Origin of the sequence: Streptomyces sp. NPDC051576 (genome assembly GCF_040681835.1) — a bacterium.
Lineage (GTDB): Bacteria > Actinomycetota > Actinomycetes > Streptomycetales > Streptomycetaceae > Streptomyces.
Genome location: NZ_JBFAZO010000004.1, coordinates 1 through 25,847, shown reverse-complemented (window position 1 = coordinate 25,847; position 25,847 = coordinate 1). Strand labels below are relative to the sequence as shown.

21 protein-coding genes and 1 rRNA gene are annotated in these 25,847 nt (G+C 71.2%); 15 read left to right on the top strand and 7 right to left on the bottom strand.

The features are described from left to right. Positions 1–83: 83 nt before the first annotated feature. Both AB0M63_RS13740 and AB0M63_RS13735 read left to right on the top strand, forming a co-directional pair. On the top strand, positions 84–1,451 hold the full coding sequence (locus tag AB0M63_RS13740) for an N-acetylmuramoyl-L-alanine amidase (protein ID WP_366019509.1): 1,368 nt from the start codon (positions 84–86) through the stop codon (positions 1,449–1,451). A gap of 103 nt (positions 1,452–1,554) precedes the next feature. Next, entirely contained in the window at positions 1,555–2,637 is a 1,083-nt protein-coding gene (locus tag AB0M63_RS13735; RefSeq protein WP_355908656.1) for an NDP-sugar synthase, read from the top strand. 82 nt (positions 2,638–2,719) lie between these two features. On the opposite strand, the gene AB0M63_RS13730 is transcribed toward AB0M63_RS13735, so the two are convergent. The 4 genes from AB0M63_RS13730 to AB0M63_RS13715 are packed head-to-tail and all read right to left on the bottom strand — an operon-like array spanning position 2,720 to position 6,594. Beyond that, on the bottom strand, positions 2,720–3,721 hold the full coding sequence (locus AB0M63_RS13730; protein WP_366019508.1) for a DNA-3-methyladenine glycosylase 2 family protein: 1,002 nt from the start codon (positions 3,719–3,721) through the stop codon (positions 2,720–2,722). Positions 3,722–3,780: 59 nt separating this feature from the next. Continuing rightward, the gene (locus AB0M63_RS13725; RefSeq protein WP_366019507.1) at positions 3,781–5,094 is read right to left on the bottom strand and encodes a coenzyme F420-0:L-glutamate ligase; all 1,314 of its coding nucleotides are present in this window, start codon (positions 5,092–5,094) and stop codon (positions 3,781–3,783) included. After that, positions 5,091–6,050, bottom strand: coding sequence for a 2-phospho-L-lactate transferase (gene cofD / locus AB0M63_RS13720; RefSeq protein WP_356052068.1), 960 nt, complete (start codon positions 6,048–6,050; stop codon positions 5,091–5,093). The genes AB0M63_RS13725 and cofD overlap by 4 nt, the downstream gene beginning before the upstream one ends. A gap of 34 nt (positions 6,051–6,084) precedes the next feature. Further along, positions 6,085–6,594, bottom strand: a complete 510-nt coding sequence (locus AB0M63_RS13715) for a cysteine dioxygenase family protein (protein ID WP_366019505.1) — start codon at positions 6,592–6,594, stop codon at positions 6,085–6,087. A 606-nt stretch (positions 6,595–7,200) separates the two neighbouring features. Between AB0M63_RS13715 and AB0M63_RS13710 the strand changes: the two genes are divergently transcribed. The 3 genes from AB0M63_RS13710 to AB0M63_RS13700 all read left to right on the top strand — a co-directional run bounded on the left by AB0M63_RS13710 (position 7,201) and on the right by AB0M63_RS13700 (position 12,878). After that, complete coding sequence (locus AB0M63_RS13710; protein WP_003975777.1) at positions 7,201–7,464, top strand: WhiB family transcriptional regulator; 264 nt, start codon at positions 7,201–7,203, stop codon at positions 7,462–7,464. A gap of 186 nt (positions 7,465–7,650) precedes the next feature. Continuing rightward, positions 7,651–11,394 carry a glycosyltransferase gene (locus tag AB0M63_RS13705; RefSeq protein ID WP_366019504.1) on the top strand — a complete coding sequence of 1,248 codons (3,744 nt, stop codon included), beginning with the start codon at positions 7,651–7,653 and terminating at the stop codon, positions 11,392–11,394. Next, positions 11,391–12,878, top strand: coding sequence for a DUF5719 family protein (locus AB0M63_RS13700; protein ID WP_366019503.1), 1,488 nt, complete (start codon positions 11,391–11,393; stop codon positions 12,876–12,878). The genes AB0M63_RS13705 and AB0M63_RS13700 overlap by 4 nt, the downstream gene beginning before the upstream one ends. Positions 12,879–12,905: 27 nt before the next feature. Here AB0M63_RS13700 and AB0M63_RS13695 read toward each other — a convergent pair whose 3' ends face one another. Next, on the bottom strand, positions 12,906–13,355 hold the full coding sequence (locus AB0M63_RS13695) for a metallopeptidase family protein (RefSeq protein ID WP_355925091.1): 450 nt from the start codon (positions 13,353–13,355) through the stop codon (positions 12,906–12,908). Positions 13,356–13,633: 278 nt separating this feature from the next. Between AB0M63_RS13695 and AB0M63_RS13690 the strand changes: the two genes are divergently transcribed. The 6 genes from AB0M63_RS13690 (at position 13,634) to AB0M63_RS13665 (ending at position 19,386) form a co-directional block, all read left to right on the top strand. Continuing rightward, positions 13,634–14,065 carry a DUF3499 domain-containing protein gene (locus tag AB0M63_RS13690; RefSeq protein WP_078532602.1) on the top strand — a complete coding sequence of 144 codons (432 nt, stop codon included), beginning with the start codon at positions 13,634–13,636 and terminating at the stop codon, positions 14,063–14,065. A 138-nt stretch (positions 14,066–14,203) separates the two neighbouring features. After that, the gene (locus AB0M63_RS13685) at positions 14,204–15,568 is read left to right on the top strand and encodes a phosphomannomutase/phosphoglucomutase (protein ID WP_366019502.1); all 1,365 of its coding nucleotides are present in this window, start codon (positions 14,204–14,206) and stop codon (positions 15,566–15,568) included. 128 nt (positions 15,569–15,696) lie between these two features. Further along, a complete protein-coding gene (locus AB0M63_RS13680; RefSeq protein ID WP_019072213.1) occupies positions 15,697–15,867 on the top strand; it encodes a Trm112 family protein in 171 nt (56 codons plus the stop codon). 31 nt (positions 15,868–15,898) lie between these two features. Beyond that, positions 15,899–17,026: an SIS domain-containing protein gene (locus AB0M63_RS13675; protein WP_366019501.1), complete on the top strand. Its 1,128-nt coding sequence runs from the start codon at positions 15,899–15,901 to the stop codon at positions 17,024–17,026. A gap of 98 nt (positions 17,027–17,124) precedes the next feature. Then, entirely contained in the window at positions 17,125–18,276 is a 1,152-nt protein-coding gene (manA, locus tag AB0M63_RS13670) for a mannose-6-phosphate isomerase, class I (RefSeq protein ID WP_366019500.1), read from the top strand. Positions 18,277–18,405: 129 nt separating this feature from the next. Beyond that, positions 18,406–19,386 (top strand): cation diffusion facilitator family transporter, encoded by a 981-nt coding sequence (locus tag AB0M63_RS13665; protein WP_366019499.1) that lies wholly within the window; start codon positions 18,406–18,408, stop codon positions 19,384–19,386. A 13-nt stretch (positions 19,387–19,399) separates the two neighbouring features. Here AB0M63_RS13665 and lepB read toward each other — a convergent pair whose 3' ends face one another. Continuing rightward, positions 19,400–20,074, bottom strand: a complete 675-nt coding sequence (gene lepB / locus AB0M63_RS13660; protein ID WP_366019498.1) for a signal peptidase I — start codon at positions 20,072–20,074, stop codon at positions 19,400–19,402. Positions 20,075–20,573: 499 nt separating this feature from the next. On the opposite strand from lepB, the gene ahcY reads away from it, so the two are divergent. Together ahcY and AB0M63_RS13650 are read left to right on the top strand one after the other, a co-directional pair. After that, positions 20,574–22,031: an adenosylhomocysteinase gene (ahcY, locus tag AB0M63_RS13655; protein WP_355925082.1), complete on the top strand. Its 1,458-nt coding sequence runs from the start codon at positions 20,574–20,576 to the stop codon at positions 22,029–22,031. A 150-nt stretch (positions 22,032–22,181) separates the two neighbouring features. Next, a complete protein-coding gene (locus AB0M63_RS13650; protein ID WP_366019497.1) occupies positions 22,182–22,796 on the top strand; it encodes a hypothetical protein in 615 nt (204 codons plus the stop codon). 41 nt (positions 22,797–22,837) lie between these two features. Here the strand turns inward: AB0M63_RS13650 and AB0M63_RS13645 are convergent, their stop codons facing one another. Beyond that, positions 22,838–23,863 (bottom strand): RDD family protein, encoded by a 1,026-nt coding sequence (locus tag AB0M63_RS13645; protein ID WP_366019496.1) that lies wholly within the window; start codon positions 23,861–23,863, stop codon positions 22,838–22,840. Between the two features lie 129 nt (positions 23,864–23,992). Here AB0M63_RS13645 and AB0M63_RS13640 point away from each other — a divergent pair, with 129 nt between their 5' ends. Together AB0M63_RS13640 and AB0M63_RS13635 are read left to right on the top strand one after the other, a co-directional pair. Further along, positions 23,993–25,000 carry a stage II sporulation protein M gene (locus tag AB0M63_RS13640; protein ID WP_366019920.1) on the top strand — a complete coding sequence of 336 codons (1,008 nt, stop codon included), beginning with the start codon at positions 23,993–23,995 and terminating at the stop codon, positions 24,998–25,000. Positions 25,001–25,560: 560 nt separating this feature from the next. Further along, positions 25,561–25,847, top strand: a 16S ribosomal RNA gene (locus AB0M63_RS13635); the annotation flags it as partial.

The following is a 25,847-nucleotide window of genomic DNA, read 5'->3' as shown; positions in this document are numbered from 1 at the left end:
CCACCGGTTCGGAGGAACGGCAGCCGACGGTCCGTCAATTCCCGGATGGACAGATATGTATGACTATGTCCAGAGTCAGGGGCATGCGTGGATTCCTTGCTTCCTCGATCGGCGTCACGTGCGCGGCCGCACTGGCCCTCCCGCTCACCCTGCCCGCGGTCGCGGCACCGGCGGCACCGGCGGCCCCAGTGGCACAGCCGGCGAACGGCGCGAGATCCGCGTCGACGACCGTCGCACCGGACCTCCCCGGCAGCACCCAGTCGCTGCCCCTCGCCCCCCGGACCCGCGACCGCACCCTGGGCGCGGCCCCCGAACAGGGCCTCACCCGCGACGACGTCCACCGCTTCTCCCTCGTCGGCGTCATCTGGGACGACCCGGACACCGAACTCCGCGGCCGGGTCCAGGTCCGCACCCGTGCCACCGGTACCGGCGAGTGGTCCGGCTGGCAGGACGTCGACACCCACAACGAGGACCACGGCGCCGACCCCGGCACCGCCGAGCGCGACTCGGGCCACGTCCACGGCTCCACGGCCCCGCTGTGGGTGGGCGACTCGGACGGAGTGGACGTACGCGTACGAGCGGACGCGGGAGCGACACGGGCCGTAGGGAATGAGGCGGCGCTGCCAGCAGGCCTGCACCTCGAACTCGTCGACCCGGGCGCGGACCCCCCGCCCGCGGGCGCCCGGGCGGCCACCGACCGCGCCGCCGCACCGCTCACCGCGGAGACGACCGAAGCGTCCGCGGCCAACAGCGACCTGGTCCCGCTCGGCGCCACCGAGGTCCCGGCACTGAGCAAGCGGGCCACGGAACGCGAACTGGTCGCCCTGCGCTTCAAGGCGCAGCCGTACATCGGCCCGCGCCCGCGTATCGTCACCCGGCGCGGCTGGGGCGCCGACGAGAAGCTGCGGGAGAAGGGCTTCGTGTACACGAAGAAGGTCAAGGCGGCCTTCGTGCACCACACCGCCACCGGCAACAACTACCGCTGCTCGCAAGCGCCTTCAGTCATTCGCGGTATCTACCGCTACCACGTCAGGAGCAGTGGCTGGCGCGACATCGGCTACAACTTCCTCGTCGACAAGTGCGGAACCATCTACGAGGGCCGCGCCGGGGGAGTGGCCAAGGCGGTCCTGGGCGCCCACACCCTCGGTTTCAACACGAACAGCATGGGGATCGCGGTCCTCGGAACCTTCGGCAGCGCCAAACCGTCCTCGGCGGCAGTGACGGCCATCGCCCGGCTCACCGCATGGAAGCTCGGACTCTACGGGGTCAATCCGCGCGGCAAGACATACCTGAAGTCCGGGGGTGGCAATCTCTACCGAAAAGGAAAGAACGTACGACTCAACGTGATCTCCGGACATCGGGACGGATTCGCCACGGACTGCCCAGGACGGCAGCTCTACGGCAAACTCGGCTCGGCCCGCTCCACGTCGGCCCGGTACCAGGGCCGCTGACAGGGGAGCCGGGGAGGATCCGCGGGACACGTGCACGGTCTGCATACACTGGCCGGCCGAAAAGCACAGTTCGGCCGGTCCCGGCAGGAAGCAGAGACGACAGGTGACAGAAGCGATCCTCCTGGTCGGCGGCAAGGGCACCCGGCTGCGCCCCCTCACGGTGCACACCCCGAAGCCGATGGTCAGGGCGGCGGGGGTGCCGTTCCTCACGCATCAGTTGGCGAGAGCGAGAGCGGCGGGCGTGGACCACATCGTCCTGGCCACTTCCTATCTGGCGGACGTGTTCGAACCGTACTTCGGCGACGGCTCGTCCCTCGGCCTCCACATCGAGTACGTCACGGAGGACGAGCCCCTCGGCACGGGCGGCGCGATCCGCAACGTGGCCTCGCGGCTGCACTCGGGCCCCGAGGACCCGGTCCTGATCTTCAACGGCGACATCCTGACGGGCCTGAACATCAGGGCACTGGTGGACACCCACGAGACGACGGGCGCGGACGTCTCCCTCCACCTCACGAAGGTGACGGACCCACGCGCCTACGGCCTCGTCCCCACCGACGACACAGGCCGCGTCCTGGCCTTCCTGGAGAAGCCCCAGACCCCCGAGGAGATCGTCACCGACCAGATCAACGCGGGGGCGTACGTCTTCCGCCGCTCGGTCATCGACACGATCCCGTCGGGCCGCCCGGTGTCGGTGGAACGCGAGACCTTCCCCGGCCTCCTGGCCGCGGGCGCGCACCTCCAGGGCCTGGTCGACTCCACCTACTGGCTGGACCTCGGCACCCCGGCGGCCTTCGTCCGCGGCTCGGCGGACCTGGTCCTGGGCCGCGCCCCGTCCCCCGCGATCCCCGGCCGCTGCGGCGACCGCCTGGTCCTCCCCACCGCCCGCGTCGCCCCCGACGCCAAACTGACCGGCGGCACGGTGGTGGGCGAGGGCGCGCTCGTCGCGGAGGGCGCGCGCGTCTTCGGCTCGACGATCCTCCCCGGCGCCGTCATCGAACCCGGCGCCGTCATCACCGACTCCCTCATCGGCACCCGAGCGAGAGTCGGCGAACGCTCCGTCCTCACCGGCACGGTCATCGGCGACGGCGCGATCATCGGCGCCGACAACGAACTCCGGGACGGTATGCGGGTGTGGTGCGACGCGCGGATTCCGGCGGGGGCGGTGCGGTTCTCTTCGGATCAGTGAGGGGGCGGCTTCCCGGCGGGGCCAGCGGGTTCGGGGGTCTGGGGGCGGAGCCCCCGGGGGCGCGCCCCCGCCCCCGGCAACCTCACAACTTCCCGATGTCCCCGCGAGGCATCTTCGGCGCCCGCCGCGCAGGAGTCCTCCCGCTCAGCAGAATCAACCGAGCCGCCCGATGCCGCTGTCCCGCATACGGCTCCAGCAACGACAGCATCACCGCGTCGTCCGCATCCCGGTCCCCGGCCAACGCCCACCCCACGATCCCCGGCAGATGCAGATCCCCCACGGTCACCGCATCCGCGGCCCCATGACTCCGCTGCACGGTCTCCGCGGACGTCCACACCCCCACTCCCGGCACCACCTCCAGCCGGGCCCGCGCATCCTCCGCCGACATGGACACCGCCTGCTCCAGCCGAGCGGCGACCCGTACGGCACGCAGAATCGTCGAGGCCCGCTTGTCGTCGACCCCGGCCCGGTGCCACTCCCAGGACGGAATCAACGCCCACGCACGCGGCGCCGGCATCACGAACATCCGCCCGCCGACAGGCCCCGGCGCCGGCGACCCGAACTTCCGTACCAGCAACCGCCAGGCCCGATACGCCTCGTCGGTCGTCACCTTCTGCTCCAGCACGGACGGAATCAACGATTCCAGCACCAGCCCGGTACGCGTCAACCGCAGCCCGGGCCGACGGTGTTGAGCAACCGCCACCAGCCGATGCCGAGGCACGAACGCGGCAGGATCGTCCGCGGCGCCGAGCAGCTCCGGCAACCGCTCCAACAACCACTGGCCCCCGGGCCCCCACGCCTCCCCCCGCACCTCAGCCCCGCGAGCGGACACCCGTAGCGTCCCCGGCCCCACCGGCGTGAGACTGGCCCGCCACACGGACCCGTCCGCGTCCGTCCGGAACGTGGGATCCCCGGGCCCCCGCCGCAACGGCCCGAGCACCAGCCCGAGATCAAGCGCCCCGTCCGGCACCCAGGTCCGCACCCGCCCGGCCTCCGCGACCTGCCGAGGCACACCCCCGGGCACCACGACATGCCCGCCCCGCACAGTCGTACGAGTGGGTCGCGGAGCGAAACGTCCTGACACGAATGAGGTCCTAGGGAAGCCGGAGAAGTCCTACGAGGGTAGGCGCAGCCGAGGAAAGGTCACCGAACCTCGATGAACGCCCCGGCATCTCGATCCCCCCGCGCCCGCGGCTCCTCCGCCGCATGCCCCACAGCCACCGCCCCCATCGGGTCCCAGCCCTCCGGCAGCCCCAGCACCTCCCGCACGACATCCCGGCAGAACATCGTCGACGACACCCAGGCCGACCCCAGCCGCTCCCCGGCCAGCGCCACCAGGAAGTTCTGCACACCGGCCCCCGCGGCCACCACGAACATCTCCCGCTCGGCACCGTCCCGCCGGGCGTCCCCGTAGGTGTGCGACCCGTCCATGACGAGGCACGGCACGACGAGATACGGCGCCGCGCGCAGCACGTCCCCGCGCCGCACCCGCTTCGCGATGGACTCCTCGCTCTTCCCGTCCCGCCGCAGATCCGCGATCCACGCGTCCCGCATCGCGTCCAGCAGCGCGGTCCGCGAGGCCGTGGACTCCAGCAGCACGAACCGCCACGGCGTCGTGTGATGCGGCGCCGGCGCGGTCACCGCGGCGGCCACGGCCCGTCGTACGGCACCGGGGTCGACCGGCTCGTCGGTGAAGGCCCGTACCGTACGGCGCTGGGTCACCGCCTCCCGTACCGCCTCCGACGTCCCGAGCCGGAACATGTCGTCGCGTCCGCCGCGCACCATGGCCCGCGCCCCGGGCCCGTCGTCCTCGGCCACGACATGCGGCAGCCCGCGCACCACGGCGACCGGCAGCCCGGCGGCCTTGCCCTTGACCAGGTCACCGGCGGCGGCCAGTTCGTCGGCCGTGGCCACGACCGTCGCGCTGAGCGGGTTGCCGTACGCGTCCGTGCCCCCGCGCAGATCGTCCAGCACGTGCACCCCGGCGGCGCCGATCGCGACGTCCGTGAGCCCCGTGCGCCAGGGCCGCCCGAAGGTGTCGGTGACGACGACTCCGATGGTGACGCCGAGCGCGTCCCGCAGCCCGTCGCGGATCGCCCGCGCGGACGCGTCCGGGTCCTCGGGCAGCAACAGCACTGTCCCGGCAGGGGTGTTGGAGGCATCGACCCCGGCGGCGGCCATGATCAGCCCCTGCCGGTTCTCCACGATCCGCAGGGCACCGCGCCGCGCCACGACCCGCACGGTCTCGGCGTCGATCGCGGCCTCCCGGTCGGCCGCCTCGACGATCCGCCCCTCCGCCTTGGACACGATCTTCGAGGTGACGAGCAGCACGTCCCCGTCGACGAGCCCGGGCTCGGCCGCGGCGATCAGCTTGGCGAGGTCGTCGCCCGCCGCGACCTCCGGCATCCCGGGCACGGCCCAGACCCGGTAACCCTCCGCCGATGGCACTTCGCTCATGCCGCCCGCACCTCCTCCGCCAGCGCCAGCGCCTCCCGCGCCATCCGCGCGGTCGCCTCGGTGTCGGTCATCATCAGCGGTACGGCCCGGCAGCGGATGCCGGCCGCCTCGACGTCCGCTACGGCGGCCGCGTCCACGGTGTCGACGAGCCAGCCGTCGAGCAGCCCCGAGCCGTAGTGCTCGGCCACCGCCGTGGCCGTGGACTCCACGCCCACCGCCGCGAGCACCTTGTCGGCCATCCCGCGCACGGGCGCGTCCCCGACGATGGGGGAGAGGCCGACCACCGGCACCCCGGCGTCCGCGATCGCCTCGCGGATGCCGGGCACGGCGAGGATGGTGCCGACGGAGACGACCGGGTTGGACGGCGGGAAGAGGATGACGTCCGCCTCCGCGATCGCCTCCAGGACGCCGGGCGCGGGCTTGGCCTGCTCGGCCCCGACCGGCACGACCGCCTCGGCGGCGACCGCCGCGCGCAGCCGTACCCAGTACTCCTGGAAGTGGATCACCTTGCGTTCGCCGTCGACCTCGACGGCGACATGGGTCTCGACGCGGTCGTCCGTCATGGGGATGAGCCGCACCCCGGGCTGCCACCGGTCGCACAGCGCCTCGGTCACCGCGCTCAGCGGGAAGCCGGCACCGATCATCTGGGTCCGCACGATGTGCGTGGCGAAGTCCCGGTCGCCGAGCCCGAACCACTCCGGCCCGACCCCGTACGCCCCGAGCTCCTCCTTGAGATGGAAGGTCTCGTCGGCCCGACCCCAGCCCTGCTCCTCGTTGATGCCGCCGCCGAGCGTGTACATCACCGTGTCGAGGTCCGGGCAGACCTTCAGCCCGAAGAGGTGGATGTCGTCCCCCGTGTTGCCGATCACCGTGATGTCCGCGTCCGGCACGGCCTGCTTGAGACCGCGCAGGAACCGGGCACCACCGATACCGCCTGCCAGAACCACAATGCGCATGGGGCCAAGTCTTGCAGGCGGGTACGACAACGCGTCAGGCAGTCACGGCATCCACCGGTTCCGCCCCGGTGCGCCGTGCGCACGCGGTGTGCATCGGCATCTCGGTGAGGCCGGGGAAGTAGACGTGCAGGCTTATGGCCGGTTCGAGGGTGTCGTTGACGACCTCGTGGACGTACCCCGGCGCGAACACCCGCTGCGCGCCCGCCCCCAGCGCGCGTGTGCCCTGCTCGGTGCGCTCGGTCAGCGTGCCGTCCAGGACGGTCAGCACACCGGAGGAGCGGCCGTGGTCGTGGAGTCCGCTGCCCTGTCCGGGCACCCAGGACAGCAGCCACACCTCGTAGCCGGGGCCGGTGCGCAGCCGGTGGTACCAGCGGGTCGTCGCGTCGTACTCGACGAGGTGTTCCCACTGGGCGCGGTCGGCGGCGACGGAACGTGCCAGGCCGACGAACTCGGCGACGGTGGCCGGGTGTTCGCGCGGGGTCCGGAGGAGGTGCGGGACTTCGAGGATGTCGCCGGCGATCTGAAGGTCGCTGTCGCTGTTCATGGGGGTGCGGTGGTTCCTCGGCGTAAGAAGTAACGGCGGGGGCTGGGTGTCACCAAACAGACAGGCTGGTGGGGCCGGAGCGCGTAGGGCTCAACAGCCGGAACAGCAACAACAGCTACAGCGAGCGTGGGCAGCACCGAGGGACCCGGCGGAGCGGGTCGAGGTGAGTGCCGAGTTCGCGAGCATGCCCACAAGGACAGCGGTTCACACCCGCACTGTCAACTCGACGCTCGCCATGTGGGACATGTTTCACCTCATCCGGTTCATCTCGGAGGTGAAAGGTTTGTTCAGGAGCCTACCGGGACACATGGCGCACAACCGGGCACACAAACCCCGGTGGAACGAGATCGAACTCCTGCGCGTCCTCCCCCGTACAGGCTCCGTCCCGGGGTAGGAGGCCCACGAGGGTCTCCTCTGCCTGTCAAGGTTTATGCCGATTTGAACACTTTCCGCTAGGCCTTGGTTCCGCAGAGTGAATAAGGGGCCCAATAGCAGATCTCAGCTTGACTCGCCCGGAGCAGCACACTTGTAATTTCACTCGTGTCGTTCAGCCGACATCGGTAACGGCCACATCACGGGGACGCGAAAGACAGACGAGGGGCGCACATGACCGAGCTGGTGCAGCAACTGCTGGTCGACGACGCGGACGAGGAACTCGGCTGGCAGGAGCGCGCGCTGTGCGCCCAGACCGACCCCGAGTCCTTCTTTCCCGAGAAGGGCGGCTCCACCCGCGAGGCCAAGAAGGTCTGCCTCGCCTGCGAGGTCCGCTCCGAGTGCCTCGAATACGCCCTTGCCAACGACGAACGCTTCGGCATCTGGGGCGGCCTGTCCGAACGGGAACGCCGCCGGCTGAAGAAGGCCGCCGTCTGAACCGGACGTCCGGACCGGACGGCACACCTCGGGACGTACTGAACGGCCCGTCGCGACTGGGTTGTCCACAGGCGGCGGGCCGTCGTCATGCCCAGCCGATAGTGTGGGCGCTCGTCCGAGACGTACCGCTGTCCCCTCGGGACGCGGGCGTCCACCGCAGTCCACCGAACCGGGGCCCGTACCTCGATGTCCGTGCACAGCCACACGGCAGCCCAACACGACGCTGCCACTCCTGAGTTCCCGCGTCACGTGGTGACCGCGGTGCTCGTCTCCCACGACGGCGCCCGCTGGCTGCCCGACGCGCTCGCCGGGCTGCTCGGCCAGGAGCGCCCCGTGCAGAGCGTCATGGCCGCCGACACCGGCAGCGCGGACGACTCCGCCCAGCTCGTCACCGACGCCCTCGGCGCCGACCGCGTGCTCCACCTCGCCCGGCGCACCGGCTTCGGCCAGGCCGTCGAGGAGGCCAACCGCACCGCGCCCCTGCTGACCCCGGACGAACTGCCGTACCTGAAGCGCCCCAGCGGCTGGGACCCCGTCACGCGCACGTGGCGCGACGACGCCTACGACATGCCGGAACTCCCGCACGGCGAGCCCGTCCAGTGGCTGTGGCTGCTGCACGACGACTCCGCCCCGGAGCCGGACGCCCTGGCGCAACTGCTGCGGGTCGTGGACCAGGAGTACGAACTGGGCCGCGAGGACGTGGCCGTCGTAGGCCCCAAGCTGCGCGGCTGGTACGACCGCCGGCAGCTCCTGGAGGTCGGCGTCACCATCGCCCACTCCGGCCGCCGCTGGACCGGCCTCGACCGCCGCGAACAGGACCAGGGCCAGCACGACCACGTACGGCCCGTGCTGTCCGTCTCCACCGCCGGCATGCTCGTCCGGCGCGACGTCTTCGACGAACTCGGCGGCTTCGACCGTCGACTGCCCCTGATGCGCGACGACGTCGACCTGTGCTGGCGCGCCACCGCCGCCGGCCATCGCGTCCTGGTCGCCCCCGAGGCGGTCGTACGGCACGCCGAGGCGGCCTCCCGCGAGCGCCGCGCGGTCGACTGCGCGGGCCGCACCGTCGCCTCCCCGCACAAGGTCGACAAGGCCGGCGCCGTCTACACCCTGCTCGTCAACAGCCGTACGGCCGTGCTGCCCTGGGTCTTCGTCAGGGTCGTCGTCGGCACCGTGCTGCGGACCCTCGCCTATCTCGTCGGCAAGGTCCCCGGACAGGCCCTCGATGAAATTCGCGGTCTCCTGGGGACCTTGCTGCGCCCCGAGCGGATCATCGCCGGGCGGCGCAGGCGGGGCACCCCGCAGATCGACAAGGCTGAGCTGCGGCCGCTCTTTCCGCCGCCCGGCGCGACCTTGCGGGCCACCTTCGAGCAGGCAGCCGCCAGCTTCGTCGACACCTCCGACCCCGAGATCACCTCCGGGGCCGGCCGGCACGGCGGAGCGGTCGAGTCCGGACCCGGTGGCGACGACGCCGACTTCCTGGAGATCGAGCAGTTCGCGCGCGTGAAGCGCATCGCCCGCAAGCCCGGCCCGGTGCTGTTCCTGGTGCTGCTGCTCGTCTCCCTGGTCGCCTGCCGCGGCCTGCTCGGCGGCGGCGCGCTCACCGGCGGCGCGATGCTGCCCGCGCCCGGCGACTCCAGCGAGCTGTGGTCCCGCTTCCTGGACTCCTGGCACCCGGTCGGCGTCGGCGGCACCCCGTCCGCGCCGCCGTACCTCGCGCTCGTCGCGATGCTCTCCTCGCTGCTCTTCGGCTCCACCGGCTTCGCGGTCACGGTCCTGCTGGTCGCCTCGGTGCCGCTGGCCGGCTTCACCGCCTACTTCGCCTCCCGACCGCTCGTCGAATCGCGCCTCCTGCGCGCGTGGGCGGCCGTCGTCTACGCCTTCCTGCCCGCCTCCACCGGCGCCCTCGCGGGCGGCCGCATCGGCACCGCCGTACTCGCCGTGCTGCTCCCGCTGATCGCCCGCGCTGGCATCGCCGCCAGCGGCCTCACGCACTCCTCGGGCGCCCGCGGAAGCTGGCGCGCCACCTGGGCCTACGCCCTGCTCCTGACGGTCACCACCGCCTTCACGCCGATCATCTGGCCCATCGCGCTGATCCTCGGCATCGCCCTGCTGGCCGTCCGCAGGGGCGACATCACCGCCTACGGCCTGCGCTTCCTGGCCCAGTTCGGCACCCCGCTGCTGATCCTGGCGCCCTGGTCGCTGACGCTGCTCCCGTTCGGCTTCTTCCAGCAGGCCGGTCTGGAGTTCGGCTCCGGGTCCGCGTCCGCCCTCGATCTGCTCGGCGCCAGCCCGGGCGGCCCCGGCACCGTCAGCGGCCTGATGCTCATCGGCATCGTGCTGGCGGCGCTGGCCGCCCTGCTGCGCAGCGAGCGCAACTTCGGCATCTGGACCGCCTGGGGCGTCGCCCTGGTCGGCCTCGTCTTCGCCGCCCTGTCCAACAGCTCCACCTGGGCCGGCCCCGCGACCCTCGTCTACGGCCTCGCCCTCCTCGCCGCCGCCGCGCTCGGCGCCGACGGGGCACGCGCGCGTGTGGCCGAGCAGAGCTTCGGCTGGCGCCAGCCGGTGGCCGTGCTGATCGCCTTCGCCTCGGCCGCGGGCCCGCTGCTCGTCGCCGCCGGCTGGATGATCCGCGGCGCCGACGGCCCTCTGGAGCGCCGTGACCCGACCCAGGTCCCCGCGTTCGTCGCCGAGGAGAGCGGCACCCAGGACCAGGCCCGCACCCTCGTCCTCGACAGCGACTCCGCCGCCCACGTCGGCTACATGCTGGTGCGCGGGTCCGGAGCCCGCATGGGCGACGGCGAGTTCGCCGCGACGGACGGCGAGAACACCAAGCTCGACAAGGTCGTCGCCAACCTCGTCGCCGGCTCCGGCGCCGACCAGGCCGACGAACTCGGCGGCTTCGCAGTGCGCTACGTCCTCGTCCACAAGGGCGCGCCCCGCGAGGTCAGCCGCGTCCTGGACGCCACCCCCGGCCTCAGCCGCCTCAGCCAGGCCGACGGCAGCGCCCTGTGGCGGGTGGACGCGCAGGTCTCCCGCGCGACCATCGTCGCCGGTACCGCGGCCCCGAAGTCCGTCGCCGCCGGTCCCGTCGACATCCACACCACGATCCCGTCCGGCGCCACCGGCCGCGTGCTGCGCCTCGCCGACTCCGCCGCCGCGGGCTGGACGGCCACCCTGGACGGCAAACCGCTCACCCGCACCACGGTCGACGGCTGGGCCCAGGGCTTCCAACTCCCGTCCTCCGGCGGCAAGTTGGACGTCACCTACGACGACCCGATCGGGCACACCGCGTGGCTGTGGACGCAGGGCGCGCTCGCCCTCGTCCTCGTCGTGCTCGCCCTCCCGGGCCGCCGCCGAGACGTCGACGACGACCTCCCCGAGGAAGAGCTGATCCCGGCCCAGGCGGTCGCGGGCGAGGGCCGCAGGGCCCGCCGCCTGCGCGCCCAGGCGGAGGCCGAGTCCGCCACCGAGCCCGCCGAGACCGACGAGTCCGCGGACACCGGTCGGTTCGACGCCTTCGCCTCGAACACCCCACCTCCTCCGGAGGAGGAGGCAGTCGCCGCGATCCCGCAGCAGCAGTCCTACGGAGAGTGGGACAGCGCGAGCTACGCGGGCGCCGAGTACGGCACCTACGGCGGCGACCAGTACCAGGCCGACCAGCAGTACCCGCCGGGCACTTACGACCAGTCGTACCAGGCGGACCCCTATCAGAACGGCCAGCAGTACGACCCGTACGCCTACGGAGGCCAGCCCCCGGCACCGGCCTACGACCCGACGTACGACCAGGGCTACGACCAGAACCAGGCGCAGAACCAGACGCAGAACCAGGGCTATGACCCGAACTACGACCCCGCCTACGACCCGACGTACGACCCGGCCCAGCAGCAACCGCACGGCAATGAGCGCCCCGACGGGAGCCAGCAGTGAACCGCACCACCCTGTCCTTCCTCGTCGGTGTGGCCGCGCTCGCCGCCGTCACCGGGTTCGCGGAGATGAACGCACCGGCCGCGTCCGGCACCGGTACCGCCAAGGCGGCCGCGGAGCTGCCCGTGGAGCGCACCAGCCTGCTCTGCCCGGCACCCAGCACCTCGGACCTCGCCGACACCTCGTACACGTCCTTCACGCCCGTCACGACGGGCACGGACAGCAGCGGCAAGGCCGAACTCCAGTCCGCCGGCGAGGAGTCGGGCGACGGCACGAGCAGCAAGAAGAAGCCCGCCAAGCCCGTCCTGGAACCCAAGGACCCCGGCACCCCGGCCACCGGAGACAGCTCCGGCGCCGACGGACCCGCCCTGCTCGGCACCGCCGAGGGCAAGTACGCGCCGGGCTGGACCGTCCAGGAGACCACCGAGGTCGCCGCGGGCACCGGACGCGGCCTCCAGGGCGTCAACTGCACCGCTCCGGACACCGAGTTCTGGTTCCCGGGCGCCAGCACCTCCGCCGACCGCACCGACTACGTGCACCTCACCAACCCGGACGACTCCGCCGCCGTCGTCGACATCGAGCTCTACGGCAAGGACGGCGACCTCAAGTCGACCGTGGGCGAGGGCATCACCGTCGAGCCGCACGCCAGTGAGCCGATCCTGCTGTCCACGCTCACCGACGACAAGGAGACCGACCTGACCGTGCACGTGACCGTGCGCAGCGGCCGGGTCGGCGCCTCCGTGCAGGCCCTCGACGCCAAGCTCGGCGGCGACTGGCTGGCCGCGTCCACCGACCCGGCCGGCAGCCTGGTCATGCCGGGCATCCCCAAGGACGCCACCTCGGTGCGCCTGATCGCCTTCACGCCGGGCGACTCGGACGCCGACCTGAAGGTGCGGCTCTCCTCGCCCACGGGGATGATCACGCCGGCCGGACACGAGACCGTGCACGTGAAGGCGGGCATGACCACCGCCGTCGACCTGGGCGACGTCACGCGCGGCGACCCGGGTTCCCTGGTCCTGACGCCGACCGACGAGTCCGTGCCGGTCGTCGCCGCGCTGAAGGTCGTCCGGGGCAAGGGCAGCAAGCAGGAGACGGCCTTCATCCCCGCCACCAGCCCGGTCGGCAAGCGCGCGACGTCCGCCGACAACAGCGGCAAGGGCTCCACGCTCTCCCTGGTCGCACCCACCCGCACCGCGACGGTCAAGGTCACCGCGTCCGCCGGCAGCGGCGGCGGCACCCCGGTCTCGAAGACGTACACCATCAAGACCGGCACCACCGAGGACGTCGAACTCCCGGTCCCCAGCGGCCTGAAGGGCACCTACGCCCTCACCGTCGAACCCCAGTCGGGCGGCCCGGTGTACGCGTCCCGCACCCTGTCGGCGACCGAGGAGGGCGTACCGGGCTTCACGATCCAGACACTGCCCGACGACCGGGGGATGGTGTCGGTGCCGCGGACGGACGAGGACCTGTCGGTGCTCCAGAAGTAGCGGTGAGGGTGCACGCGCGCGGGGAGGTCAGTCCTCCCCGTAGCGCGGATCGACCGTCTCCGGGGTGAGCCCCAGCAGTTCGGCGACCTGCTCCACGACGATCTCGTGGACCAGGGCGGCCCGTTCGTCGCGTCCCTTCGTACGGATCTCGACCGGCCGCCGATAGATCACCACGCGCGCGGGACGCCCCTCACGGGCGGCGATCGTGCCCCCCAGGGGCACCGACTCGTCGTTCCAGCCCTCTCCCGCACCACCCAGTCGAGGGACTTCGAGGACCAGGAAATCGATGTCGGCCAACTGCGGCCAGCGTCGCTCCAGGCGCTCCACGGAGTCCTGTACCAGATCCGCGAACGCCTCGGCGCGGCTCGCGGCCAGCGGAACCTGGGGCGGTGCGATCGGGCCGCGCATGCCCCGGCCGTGTCGATCGCGACGGCGGGGCCCGGGGCCGGCGGCAGAGGGTGGTACGGGGGTCTCCATCACCGGTGAAGCCTAGTCCCCGTCAGGTCCGCCCGCCCGACGCCACCGCCACCGGGTGCTCCGTACGGCATGTCGCCGGATGACCATTCCAGCCAAGGTTGGGCTCGATTCCGTATGTCTCCAAGACCGTCGCTCTCAAGGCAATTGACGGTGTTTGTGCCGAGTGGTGACCGGGTGTGACCCCGTTCGAGATCCCGGGAAGGGTCATCCGTGCAGGTCAGCGGCGTGTTACCGGAGGTGCGTGTGGGGCGTCTCACAGCTCGACACGGTGGGGTGACCTGGGGGAGAGTCGTCGCGGCCCGCTCAAGAGTGCGGTACCGTCCAACGTCGTGAGCCCTGTACGTCGCTGTTCGCGCACCGCTTGCGGCCGCCCCGCCGTCGCGACGCTGACGTACGTCTACGCCGACTCGACCGCGGTCCTCGGCCCGCTCGCCACCTACGCCGAACCCCACTGCTACGACCTGTGCGCCGAGCACTCCGAGCGCCTCACCGCGCCCCGCGGCTGGGAGGTCGTCCGGCTGCTCGACAGCTCCGCTCCGGCCCGCCCGAGCGGCGACGACCTGGAAGCGCTCGCCAACGCCGTGCGCGAGGCGGCCCGCCCCCAGGAGCGGGCGGCCGGGGCCGGCGGCGGAGGCGGGGCCCGCACGGCGGACCCCATGGAGGTCGCCCGCCGGGGTCATCTTCGGGTGCTGCGCTCGCCGGACAACTGACGCTTCCGCTCCCGGAGTTGGCAGCCCCTCGCCCTGAGCTGAGGCAACGGTGTGTGGAAGGCCCGGTCGCCGCACGTCGCACTGCCGGTCCTGACGGGTAGTTTGGGGCGACCGTTGGGACTTTCTGGAGGGTTGGCCGTGTCTGCTGATCTGTCGCAGCTCGTGAAGGCGTACGACGTACGGGGGGTCGTCCCGGACCAGTGGGACGAGTCGCTGGCCGAGCTGTTCGGAGCGGCCTTCGTCCAGGTGACCGGCGCGCGCGCGATCGTGACCGGACACGACATGCGGCCCTCGTCCCCCGGCCTCTCCGCCGCCTTCGCACGCGGGGCGGCGGCGCGCGGCGTCGACGTGACCGAGATCGGCCTGTGCTCCACGGACCAGCTCTACTACGCGTCAGGCGCGTTCGACCTCCCCGGCGCCATGTTCACGGCCTCGCACAACCCCGCGAAGTACAACGGCATCAAGATGTGCCGGGCCGGCGCGGCACCCGTCGGCCAGGACACCGGCCTCGCCGAGATCCGTGAACTCGTCGAGTCCTGGCTGGACTCGGGCGCCCCGGAGGTCTCCGGCCCGACGGGAACGATCACGAAGCGGGACACGTTGGAGGACTACGCGGCGCACCTCCGCGGCCTCGTCGACCTGACCTCCATCCGCCCCCTGAAGGTCGTCGTCGACGCGGGCAACGGCATGGGCGGTCACACGGTCCCCACCGTGTTCGCCGGCCTCCCGCTCACCATGGTCCCGATGTACTTCGAGCTGGACGGCACCTTCCCGAACCACGAGGCCAACCCGCTCGACCCGGCCAACATCGTCGACCTCCAGGCGCGTGTCCGCGCGGAGGGCGCCGACCTGGGCATCGCCTTCGACGGGGACGCCGACCGCTGCTTCGTGGTCGACGAGCACGGCGACCCGGTCTCGCCGTCCGCGATCACCGCGCTGGTGGCCTCCCGCGAGCTGGCGAGGAACGGCGGCACGGGCGTGATCATCCACAACCTGATCACCTCCTGGTCGGTCCCCGAGGTCGTCAGGGAGAACGGCGGCACACCGGTCCGCACGCGCGTGGGCCACTCCTTCATCAAGGCCGAGATGGCGAAGGCCGGCGCGATCTTCGGCGGCGAGCACTCCGCGCACTACTACTTCAAGGACTTCTGGAACGCCGACACCGGCATGCTGGCCGCCCTCCACGTCCTCGCCGCGCTGGGCGGCCAGGACGGCCCTCTCTCGGCCCTCGTGGCCCAGTACGACCGCTATGCGGGCTCCGGCGAGATCAACTCCACGGTCGACGACCAGCAGGCCCGCCTCACGGCGATCCGCTCCGCCTACGGGCACCAGGCCGACCTGACCCTCGACGAACTCGACGGCCTCACCGTCTCCGCCGCCGACTGGTGGTTCAACGTCCGCCCGTCCAACACGGAACCGCTGCTGCGGCTGAACGCGGAGGCGCGGGACGAGGCGACGATGGCGAAGGTGCGGGACGAGGTGCTGGGGATCATCAGGGGCTGACAGCGGGCGCTGCGCTCTCGACGCCTGCGCCCGACACCCACGCCGCGCGCGTGGTGCCGACGGCGGTAACCTGACCAGGCACCTCCGCGCATCGCGTCGTAGACACCCGCCCCCTGAAGGGACACCCCATGCCGCTCGAAGCCGGCCTCCTGGAGATCCTGGCCTGCCCGGCCTGCCACGCCCCCCTCAAGGAGCAGGACACCGAGCTGATCTGCACCGGCGAGGACTGCGGCCTGGCCTACCCCGTCCGGGACGGCATCCCCGTGCTGCTCGTCGACGAGGCCCGCCACCCCGCGTAACCGACGACGACGCGATCGGAGGCCGCCGCCCATGCTCGACGAATCGCTGCTCGACTCCCCGGAGGCACTGGCCGAGGCCGACCGCCGAGCCCTGCTCCGCGGTGCCGCCGAGGCCGGTGCCCGGGTGCGTACCGCCGCCCGGCACGCCGCCGAGGCCGGCGTCCACGACCTGAAGCCGGACGGCCGCCCCCGCGCCATCCTGATCGCGGGCCCCGGCGCCGCCGCCACCTGCGTCGCCGACCTGCTCGGCAGGCTCGCCGGCGCCAGCAGCCCCGTCACCCGCCTCGCACCCACCGGCGTGGCCCCCGCGGCCGGTGCCCTGCGCTGGGAACTCCCGGGCTGGGCGGGCTCCGTGGACCTGCTGCTGATCACCACCCCGGACGGCAGCGAACCCGGCCTGTCCCTGCTCGCCGAGCAGGCCTACCGTCGTGGCTGCACGGTCGTCGCCGTGGCCCCGTCCCGCAGCCCCCTCACCGAGGCGGTGGACGGCGCACACGGCCTGTTCGTGCCGATGGCGACCGCGCCGTACGAACACGACGAACCCCTCGCCGCGTCCGCCCCCGGCGTCCTCTGGGCGCTGCTCACCCCGCTGCTCGCGCTCCTGGACCGCACCGGCCTGCTCAGCGCGCCGCAGGAGGCCCTGGAGAAGGTCGCCGACCGCCTCGACCAGGTCGCCGAGCGCTGCGGGCCCGCCGTCGCGACGTACAGCAACCCCGCGAAGACCCTCGCCGCCGAACTCGCCGACTCGCTCCCGGTGATCTGGACGGAGGGCACCTCTGCGGGCCCGGCGGGCCGCCGGTTCGCCGCCGCGCTCGCGGAGTTGGCCGGCCGCCCCGCGCTCGTCTCCGAACTGCCCGAGGCGCTCGCCGAGCACAACGCCCTGTTGGCCGGACCGCTCGCCGCCAGCGCCGACCCCGACGACTTCTTCCGCGACCGCGTCGACGAGGCGCCCGTGATGCACGCACGCGTGGTGCTGCTCCGGGACCGTCCGATCGGCGGCCTCACCGCCGCTCCGACCGCCCGTGACCTGGCCCTGAGCCACGACACGCCGGTCAGCGAGCTGGAGCCCGAGGACGGCGGTGAGTTGGAGACCCTCGCGGAGCTGATCGCCATGACGGATTTCGCCGCCGTTTACCTGGCGCTCGCCTCGGGCGCCTGATCTTGTCGTCGAAGCCCCGACCGCCGTACAAGCGGCGCCCGGGGCGCGAATCCGCGTCATACCCAAGTCGTACGCAGAGAGAACCGGTAGAGAACCGCATGGACCGCCTCGACAACACGATCCGCCCCTACGCCTGGGGTTCCGCCACCGCCATCCCCGAGCTGCTCGGTGCGGAGCCGAGCGGTGAGCCGCAGGCGGAGATGTGGATGGGCGCGCACCCGGGCGCACCCTCGCGCACCGCGCGCGGGACGCTCGTCGACGTCATCGAGGCGGCTCCGGAGCGGGAGTTGGGTGAGAAGGCGGTCGCCAAGTTCGGCCCCCGGCTGCCCTTCCTGCTGAAGATCCTCGCCGCCGGCGCCCCGCTCTCCCTCCAGGTGCACCCCAACCTGGCGCAGGCGAAGGAGGGTTACGCCGACGAGGAGACCCGGGGCATCCCGATCGATGCCCCGCACCGCAACTACAAGGACGCCAACCACAAGCCCGAACTGATCTGCGCGCTCACGGAGTTCGACGGCCTGTGCGGCTTCCGTGACCCGCTGCACGCCGCCGACCTGCTCGCCGGCCTCGGCGTCGACTCCCTGAAGCCGTACGTCGACCTCCTGCACGCACACCCCGAGGAAGCCGCCCTGCGCGAGGTCCTCACGGCGATCCTCACCGCCGACCCGGAGGAGATGCGCCACACGGTCACCGCGACGGCGAACGCCTGCGCCCGCCTCGGCGGCGACTACGAGCCCTACGCCGGCCTGGCCCACCACTACCCGGGCGACCCGGGTGTGATCGCCGCGATGCTGCTGAACCACGTCCGACTCCAGCCCGGCGAGGCCCTGTTCCTCGGCGCCGGCATCCCGCACGCCTACCTCGACGGCCTCGGCGTCGAGATCATGGCCAACTCCGACAACGTCCTGCGCTGTGGCCTGACCCCCAAGCACGTCGACGTCCCCGAACTCCTGCGCGTCGTCCGCTTCGAGGCCGGCGACCCCGGGGTGCTGCGCCCCGAGGCGTCCCCCGACGGCGAGGAGGTCTACGAGACCCCCATCGACGAGTTCCGGCTGTCCCGGTACGTCCTCCCGGCGGGCGCCGGCACCCATGACCTCACCCTGGACACCCCGCAGATCCTGCTCTGCACGGCCGGTGCGGTGCGGGCGGGCGAGTTCGAACTGGCCCCCGGCCAGTCGGTGTTCGTCCCGGCCGGCGACAAGGCCGAGGTGTCCGGAGCCGGCACGGTCTTCCGGGCCACTGTGATCGTATGACCGGGCCTGTGGATACCTGACGAGCCGTCGCCGGGCCGGGCTGCAAGAATGGCCCACCGGCAAAGGACGGGCAAAGACGGCCGCACGGCCGCTGACAGACGTACGAAGGCGAAGGGACACCGCGAACACATGAGCGCGTCAGGCGGCACCAGGGCGATCGTGGCGGCACTCGGCGCCAACCTCGCGATCGCGGCATCGAAGTTCGTGGCGTTCGCCTTCAGCGGCTCGTCCTCGATGCTCGCCGAGGGCGTCCACTCCCTCGCCGACTCCGGCAACCAGGCGCTGCTCCTCATCGGCGGCAAGAAGGCCCAGCGCGAGGCCACCCCGCAGCACCCCTTCGGCTACGGCCGCGAGCGGTACATCTACGCCTTCCTCGTCTCCATCGTCCTCTTCTCGGTCGGCGGCATGTTCGCCGTCTACGAGGGCTACGAGAAGATCAAGCACCCGCACGACATCGAGCACTGGTACTGGCCGGTGGGTGTCCTGGTCTTCGCGATCATCGCGGAGGGCTTCTCGTTCCGTACGGCCATCAAGGAGTCGAACGAACTGCGCGGCACGCACTCCTGGTCCCAGTTCATCCGCCGCGCCAAGGCCCCCGAGCTGCCGGTCGTCCTCCTGGAGGACTTCGGCGCGCTCATCGGCCTGGTCCTCGCCCTCGGCGGCGTCGGCCTGGCGCTGCTCACCGACGACGGCGTCTGGGACGGAATCGGCACGCTCTGCATCGGCATCCTGCTCATCCTGATCGCGCTGGTCCTGGCCGCCGAGACCAAGTCCCTGCTGCTCGGCGAGTCCGCGGGCATCGAGGACGTCCAGAAGATCGAGGCCGCCGTCGTCGACGGCCACACGGTCACCGGCATCATCCACATGCGCACGCTCCACCTCGGCCCGGAGGAGCTGCTCGTCGCCGCCAAGATCGCCGTCCAGCACGACGACACCGCCGCCGAGGTCGCCACCGCGATCAACGCCGCCGAGTCCCGCATCCGCGAAGCCGTCCCGATCGCCCGCGTGATCTACCTCGAACCCGACATCTACAGCGAGTCCGAGGCCTCCAAGGGCGCGGACCGCGAAGCGACCCCCGGAGGCCCGGCCCAGCACCCCGCCGAGCACTGAGTCCGCACGCGCGCTAGACCTGCTGCACGGGCCACGGCGCGACCGGCACCGCCTTCCGCCGCCGTACGACGAACGCGGCGACGCCCAGGCCGATACCGAACAGGGCGAGGACGCCGCCGCCGATGACGGCCGTCCCGATGAGGAGACCGGCCGTACGGTCGTCGGTCACCCGGTCCCGGACGGCCGACTCGGCCACCGTCCCGTCGTGGTCGCTCGCGAAGAACCGCGAGTCCCTCGCGTCCGCACGGTTGTCACCGAGCAGGAACAGTCGCCCCTTCGGGACTCGCACGTCGTACGTCCTGTGCAGGCCGTCGACATCGCCCTGGCTGACATAGGGCTCCGCCAGCGGCTTTCCGTTCACGGTGATCCGCGCGTCCGTGCCCGAACCCGTGCAGCACACCACGCGGTCGCCGCCCACCCCGACGACCCGCTGCATCACACTCCCCGTGAACCCGTAGCGGTCCGGCGCCGAGAACAGCACCACGTCACCGCGGTGCACCGCACCGCCGTCGACCTTCTCGAAGATGATCCGGTCGCCCGGCTTGTACGTCGGCGCCATGCTCTGGCTGCTGATGGTCGAACTCCCGTAGGAGTTCCGCGCATACGCGAGGGAGCCGACCGCCAACACCACCCCCAACAGCCCCACCACGACGGCCGTGACCCCGAATCCCCGCCCCTTGCCCGACATCGGTTCCCTCCCCATGCGGAACTTCCGCGGCGCCGAGGGTAGCGGGCGCCTGTGAACAGGCTGTGCGGTCCCGCAACGGCCAACCGACCTCGCTCGGAGGCTCCGACCTCCGTGCCTCCTGCAACGTCCGACGGCCGACTCAAAGACGCGAAGACCCTGATCGCCCTCGTGCGCCCCTCCCGTCCGACGTCCGGAGGCATCCTGCCGCCGCTCTCCCGCGGACCCGCTCCGACACCGGGTGCCCGTCCGAGTTCGGCTGGATCTGTCCGAAGCGGGCTGGGGCGGAAGGGCCCACCGGTGTAGCTTGGGACGGAGCCAGACGTCGCTGCTGATGGCGGTCGGGCGGTCCCACCGCGGACCGGCCGAGGGAGAGAGGGCCTCCGACGGACTGCGCTGCGCGTACGCGGGCATTCCTGTGCCCTCCTTCGGGCACTCGTGTGTCCGTCGCCGCGCAGACCAGCCGTACCCACCTCGCCCCAACCCCGAGGAGCACTTCGTAATGACGACTGTCGACAACCGACAGGACTTCAAGGTCGCCGATCTCTCCCTGGCCGAGTTCGGCCGCAAGGAGATCACCCTCGCCGAGCACGAGATGCCCGGCCTGATGTCGATCCGCAGGGAGTTCGCCGCCAGCCAGCCGCTGGCCGGCGCCCGCATCATGGGCTCGCTGCACATGACCGTGCAGACCGCCGTCCTGATCGAGACCCTGGTCGCCCTGGGCGCCGAGGTCCGCTGGGTGTCCTGCAACATCTTCTCCACCCAGGACCACGCGGCCGCCGCCATCGCCGTCGGCCCGAACGGCACGCCCGAGAACCCCCAGGGCATCCCGGTCTTCGCCTGGAAGGGCGAGACCCTGGAGGAGTACTGGTGGTGCACGGAGCAGGCGCTGACCTGGCCGAACACCCCCACCGGCGGCCCGAACATGATCCTGGACGACGGCGGCGACGCCACCCTCCTCGTCCACAAGGGTGTCGAGTACGAGAAGGCCGGCAAGGTCCCCTCGCCCGACACCGCCGAGAACGACGAGCACCGCGTCATCCTCGAACTCCTCAACCGCACCATCAGCGACGGCTCGCAGAAGTGGACCCAGCTCGCCTCGGAGATCCGCGGCGTGACCGAGGAGACCACGACCGGCGTGCACCGTCTCTACGAGATGCACCGCGACGGCACCCTCCTGTTCCCGGCGATCAACGTGAACGACGCCGTCACCAAGTCGAAGTTCGACAACAAGTACGGCTGCCGCCACTCCCTGATCGACGGCATCAACCGCGCCACCGACGTCCTCATCGGCGGCAAGACCGCGGTCGTCTGCGGCTACGGCGACGTGGGCAAGGGCTGCGCGGAGTCCCTGCGCGGACAGGGCGCCCGCGTGATCATCACCGAGATCGACCCGATCTGCGCGCTGCAGGCGGCGATGGACGGCTACCAGGTCACGACGCTGGACGAGGTCGTCGACAAGGCCGACATCTTCGTCACCACGACCGGCAACAAGGACATCATCATGGCCGCGGACATGGCCAAGATGAAGCACCAGGCGATCGTCGGCAACATCGGCCACTTCGACAACGAGATCGACATGGCCGGTCTCGCGCAGATCCCCGGCATCGTCAAGGACGAGGTCAAGCCGCAGGTCCACACCTGGACGTTCCCCGACGGCAAGGTCCTCATCGTGCTGTCCGAGGGCCGCCTGCTGAACCTGGGCAACGCCACCGGCCACCCCTCGTTCGTGATGTCCAACTCCTTCGCGGACCAGACCCTGGCCCAGATCGAGCTGTTCACCAAGCCCGAGGAGTACCCGACCGACGTCTACGTGCTGCCCAAGCACCTCGACGAGAAGGTCGCCCGCCTCCACCTGGACGCGCTCGGCGTGAAGCTGACCACGCTCCGCCCCGAGCAGGCCGCGTACATCGGCGTAGAGGTCGAGGGCCCGTACAAGTCGGACCACTACCGCTACTGATCCAGCGACCCCGCCCGCTGCGACCGCGTCCGTGCACTGAACGCGGTCACAGCGACCAGGTCCACCGAGGCAGGCCCCCGCACCCCCGTGCCGGGGGCCTGCCCCTTTGGCTCCTTCAGCCGGACCGGCCCGTCAAGACCCAGGACCCCGATGCCCCGCGGCCGATATTCGCTCCACGATCCGCACGACCACACCCCCCTCGCAGACGAGCGCTTCCAGTGCGCCCCCGGCCCGTCGGGCTGGCGCTACGTCTCCCAACTCACCACTCCATCCGGCGATCACAGCGGCTCCGTCGACCTCACCCTCGACGAGCTCGGCCGCCCCATCCGTCTGGAACTCCACGCGGCGGGCTGGCAGGTGCGCGGCGCCGCTCTCGACGGCGTCACCTGGGTCCGCACCGACCCCACCGGCACCGATGCCACCGAAGGCAATGTTCGCGCCCACGCCTTCACCGGCACCTCCCCCGCGTTCCTCATCGCCACCACCCGTCTCCTGCGCCTCACCCCTTCCTCCGCAGCGACCCGCGTCCGCCTCGTCACCTTCACGGACCCGGTCCTCGCCCCCCGCACCATGGACCAGTCCTGGGCCTTGCTGAAAAGAGAAACACACGGCACTGACAACGGCCCTCTGACCGTGGACGAATACCAGGTCACAGCCCTGGACACGGGCGAACAGCACGCCGTACACATCGCCGGAGACGTCGTGCTCGCCGCACCCGGCATCGAACTGGAGGAGTTGGAGTCACCGCCGTCGGCCTTCGGCTGAGCGGTGTCGTGACGGGCTGTTTGGGGAGACGATCCGGCCAGTCAGGCGGGCGGCGCGAATCCGGTGGAGGGACGAGGCTCGGCGGGCGACGAGTCAGGAGGGCTGGGGGCGGGCGCGACCTGCTCGACTTCCGTGCCGCCCGCGGTGGTGGGCGGTGGAGCGGCGGGGGGCTGCCAGGAAACTGGAGCAGGCGCGGGGGGAGCGGAACCGAACGGCTGCTGAGGCGCTGACGATGGCTGGACCGCCGGGTTGCCGAACGCGCCCGGCACACCAGCCCCGCCGGACCACGCCCCACCGACGGGTGCACCCCCGACCGCAGCGTTCCCGAAGGTCCGCCGCACATCCCGAGCCTGCCGTTCCTGCACCACCGCCGCCAGATACGCGGCCGGCGGAACACCCTGGGGCGCCGGGGAACCCGTGCGAGCCATGAGGTCCGTGGCAAGCCGCTCGGCCATGGCCCAGCCGACCTGCGGATCCAACTGCTGCATCCGCGTCAGATACTGCCGGATGGCCAGCCACAGCCCGTCGGGAACGGCGGACAGATCGAGCTCCGCGAAACGTCCCGTCAGCCACGGCGGCGGCGGAGGCACAAAGGCCGTCTGCCCGGCGGGCACCCTCTCCCGTACGACCAGAGTGCCCGCGAACACATCACCGAGCCGCCGACCGCGCGCCGAGACGAGCGAGGCGATACAGGCGACGACCCCGAACGTCATCAGGATCTCGACCACACCCATCGCGCCCCGCACCAGCGCGTGCCGGAACCGGATCGGTCCACCGTCGTCCCGGACCACGCGCAACCCGAACGCCAACTTCCCGAGCGAACGCCCATGACTCAGCGTCTCCACGGCTATGGGGCCGCCCACCAGCACCAGTACGAAGGCCGCGATCGACAGTGCGATCTGGGCCGCATCATCCAAAGAGGCCGTGGAAAGGATCAGCACCACGGTCACGCCGGTGTAGGCGGCCATGGCCACGATCAGATCGAGCAACACCGCCAGCGCCCTGCTGGGCAGCCTCGCGGGGCGCAACTCCAGCGCCACCGCCTCGCCCGTCACCAGCTCACTCACGCCCGCCGCCCTTTCCCCTGCCCTGCCCCTGGAACAGCCAGTCTGCCAAGCTGAGGGCACATCGTGCCCCAGTACGACAAGCTGATCCCCAACCAGCAGTCGACGAGCAGCCGAGGAGCAGGCAACCAGATGGACCTCGACGTCTTCGTCTCGGCCCACCGAGCCGAGTGGGACCGCCTCGACGCGCTGCTCCGCCGCCAGCGTCGTCTCAACGGCGCCGAGGCCGACGAACTCGTCGCTCTGTACCAGCGCACGGCCACCCATCTCTCCCTGATCCAGTCCAGCGCCCCGGACCCCCAGCTCACCGGTCGGCTCAGCCAACTCGTGGCACGCGCGCGCAGTGCGGTGACAGGAACCCGCCGTGCCTCCTGGCGCGATGTCACACACTTCCTGGGGCACAGTTTCCCGGCCGCGGTCTACAGGGCGCGCCACTGGTGGGTTCCCACCGCGCTGCTGTCGACCGTGATCGCGATTCTGCTGGGCTGGTGGATAGGCACCCACCCCGAGGTGCAGTCCTCCATAGCGGCCCCGAGCCAACTGCGCGAACTCACCCGCCCCGGCGGCGAGTACGAGACCTACTACTCCAGCCACCCGGCAGCCGCCTTCGCGGCACAGGTCTGGACGAACAATGCCCAAGCCGCTGCCCTGTGTCTGGTCCTGGGCGTCTTCCTGGGCCTACCGGTCCTCTGGATCCTCTTCGAGAACATGCTCAACCTGGGGGTCGGCATCGGCCTGATGTCGTCGGCCGGCCGGCTCGACACGTTCCTCGGCCTGATCCTCCCGCACGGCCTGCTCGAACTCACGGCGGTCTTCGTGGCGGCGGGCACGGGGATGCGCCTCGGCTGGACCCTCATCGACCCCGGCCCACGCTCGCGCCGCACGGCCCTCGCCGAGGAAGGCCGAGCCGCCGTGGGCATGGCGATCGGCCTGGCCCTGGTCCTGTTCGTCTCCGGTGCCATCGAAGGCTTCGTCACCCCGTCAGGCCTTCCTACGTGGGCACGCATCGCCATCGGCGTCATCGCCGAAGGAGCCTTCCTGACGTACGTCTACGTCCTGGGCGGCCGTGCCCTACGCGCAGGCGAGACGGGCGACGTCGAGGCGGCCGAACGCAGCTCCTCAGTCCCGACGGCAGCCTGATGTGCGGGCACTCCCGCTGAACTGCTAGTCTCCTCTTCGCCCCACAGGAGCCGTTGACACGGACCGGTCGGGGAGGTAGATTCGAACAGTTGCCTAGAACTGGATCTGATCCGGTCGGTGACAGTGAGAGTCTGTCTGCTTCTTGAGAGATCGATTTCAAAGAAGCCACGCTCCCGATGAATCGGAAAAGCAGTCGGTAAGCCCGGCTCGGAACTTCTGATAAAGTCGGAACCGCCGGAAAGGGAAACGCGGAAGCGGAAACCTGGAAAGCGCCGAGGAAATCGAGCCCGGAAACGGTCTGATAGAGTCGGAAACGCAAGACCGAAGGGAAGCCCGGAGGAAAGCCCGAGAGGGTGAGTACAAAGGAAGCGTCCGTTCCTTGAGAACTCAACAGCGTGCCAAAAATCAACGCCAGATATGTTGATACCCCGTTCATCGGACTCTGTCCGGTGGCGAGGTTCCTTTGAAGAACACATACAGCGAGGACGCTGTGAACGGTCGGGCTTATTCCGCCTGACGGTTCCGCTCTCGTGATGTGTGCACCCGATTACGGGTAAACATTCACGGAGAGTTTGATCCTGGCTCAGGACGAACGCTGGCGGCGTGCTTAACACATGCAAGTCGAACGATGAACCACTTCGGTGGGGATTAGTGGCGAACGGGTGAGTAACACGTGGGCAATCTGCCCTGCACTCTGGGACAAGCCCTGGAAACGGGGTCTAATACCGGATGATACTCCCGCACTCCTGTGCGGGTGTTGAAAGCTCCGGCGGTGCAGGATGAGCCCGCGGCCTATCAGCTTGTTGGTGAGGTAATGGCTCACCAAGGCGACGACGGGTAGCCGGCC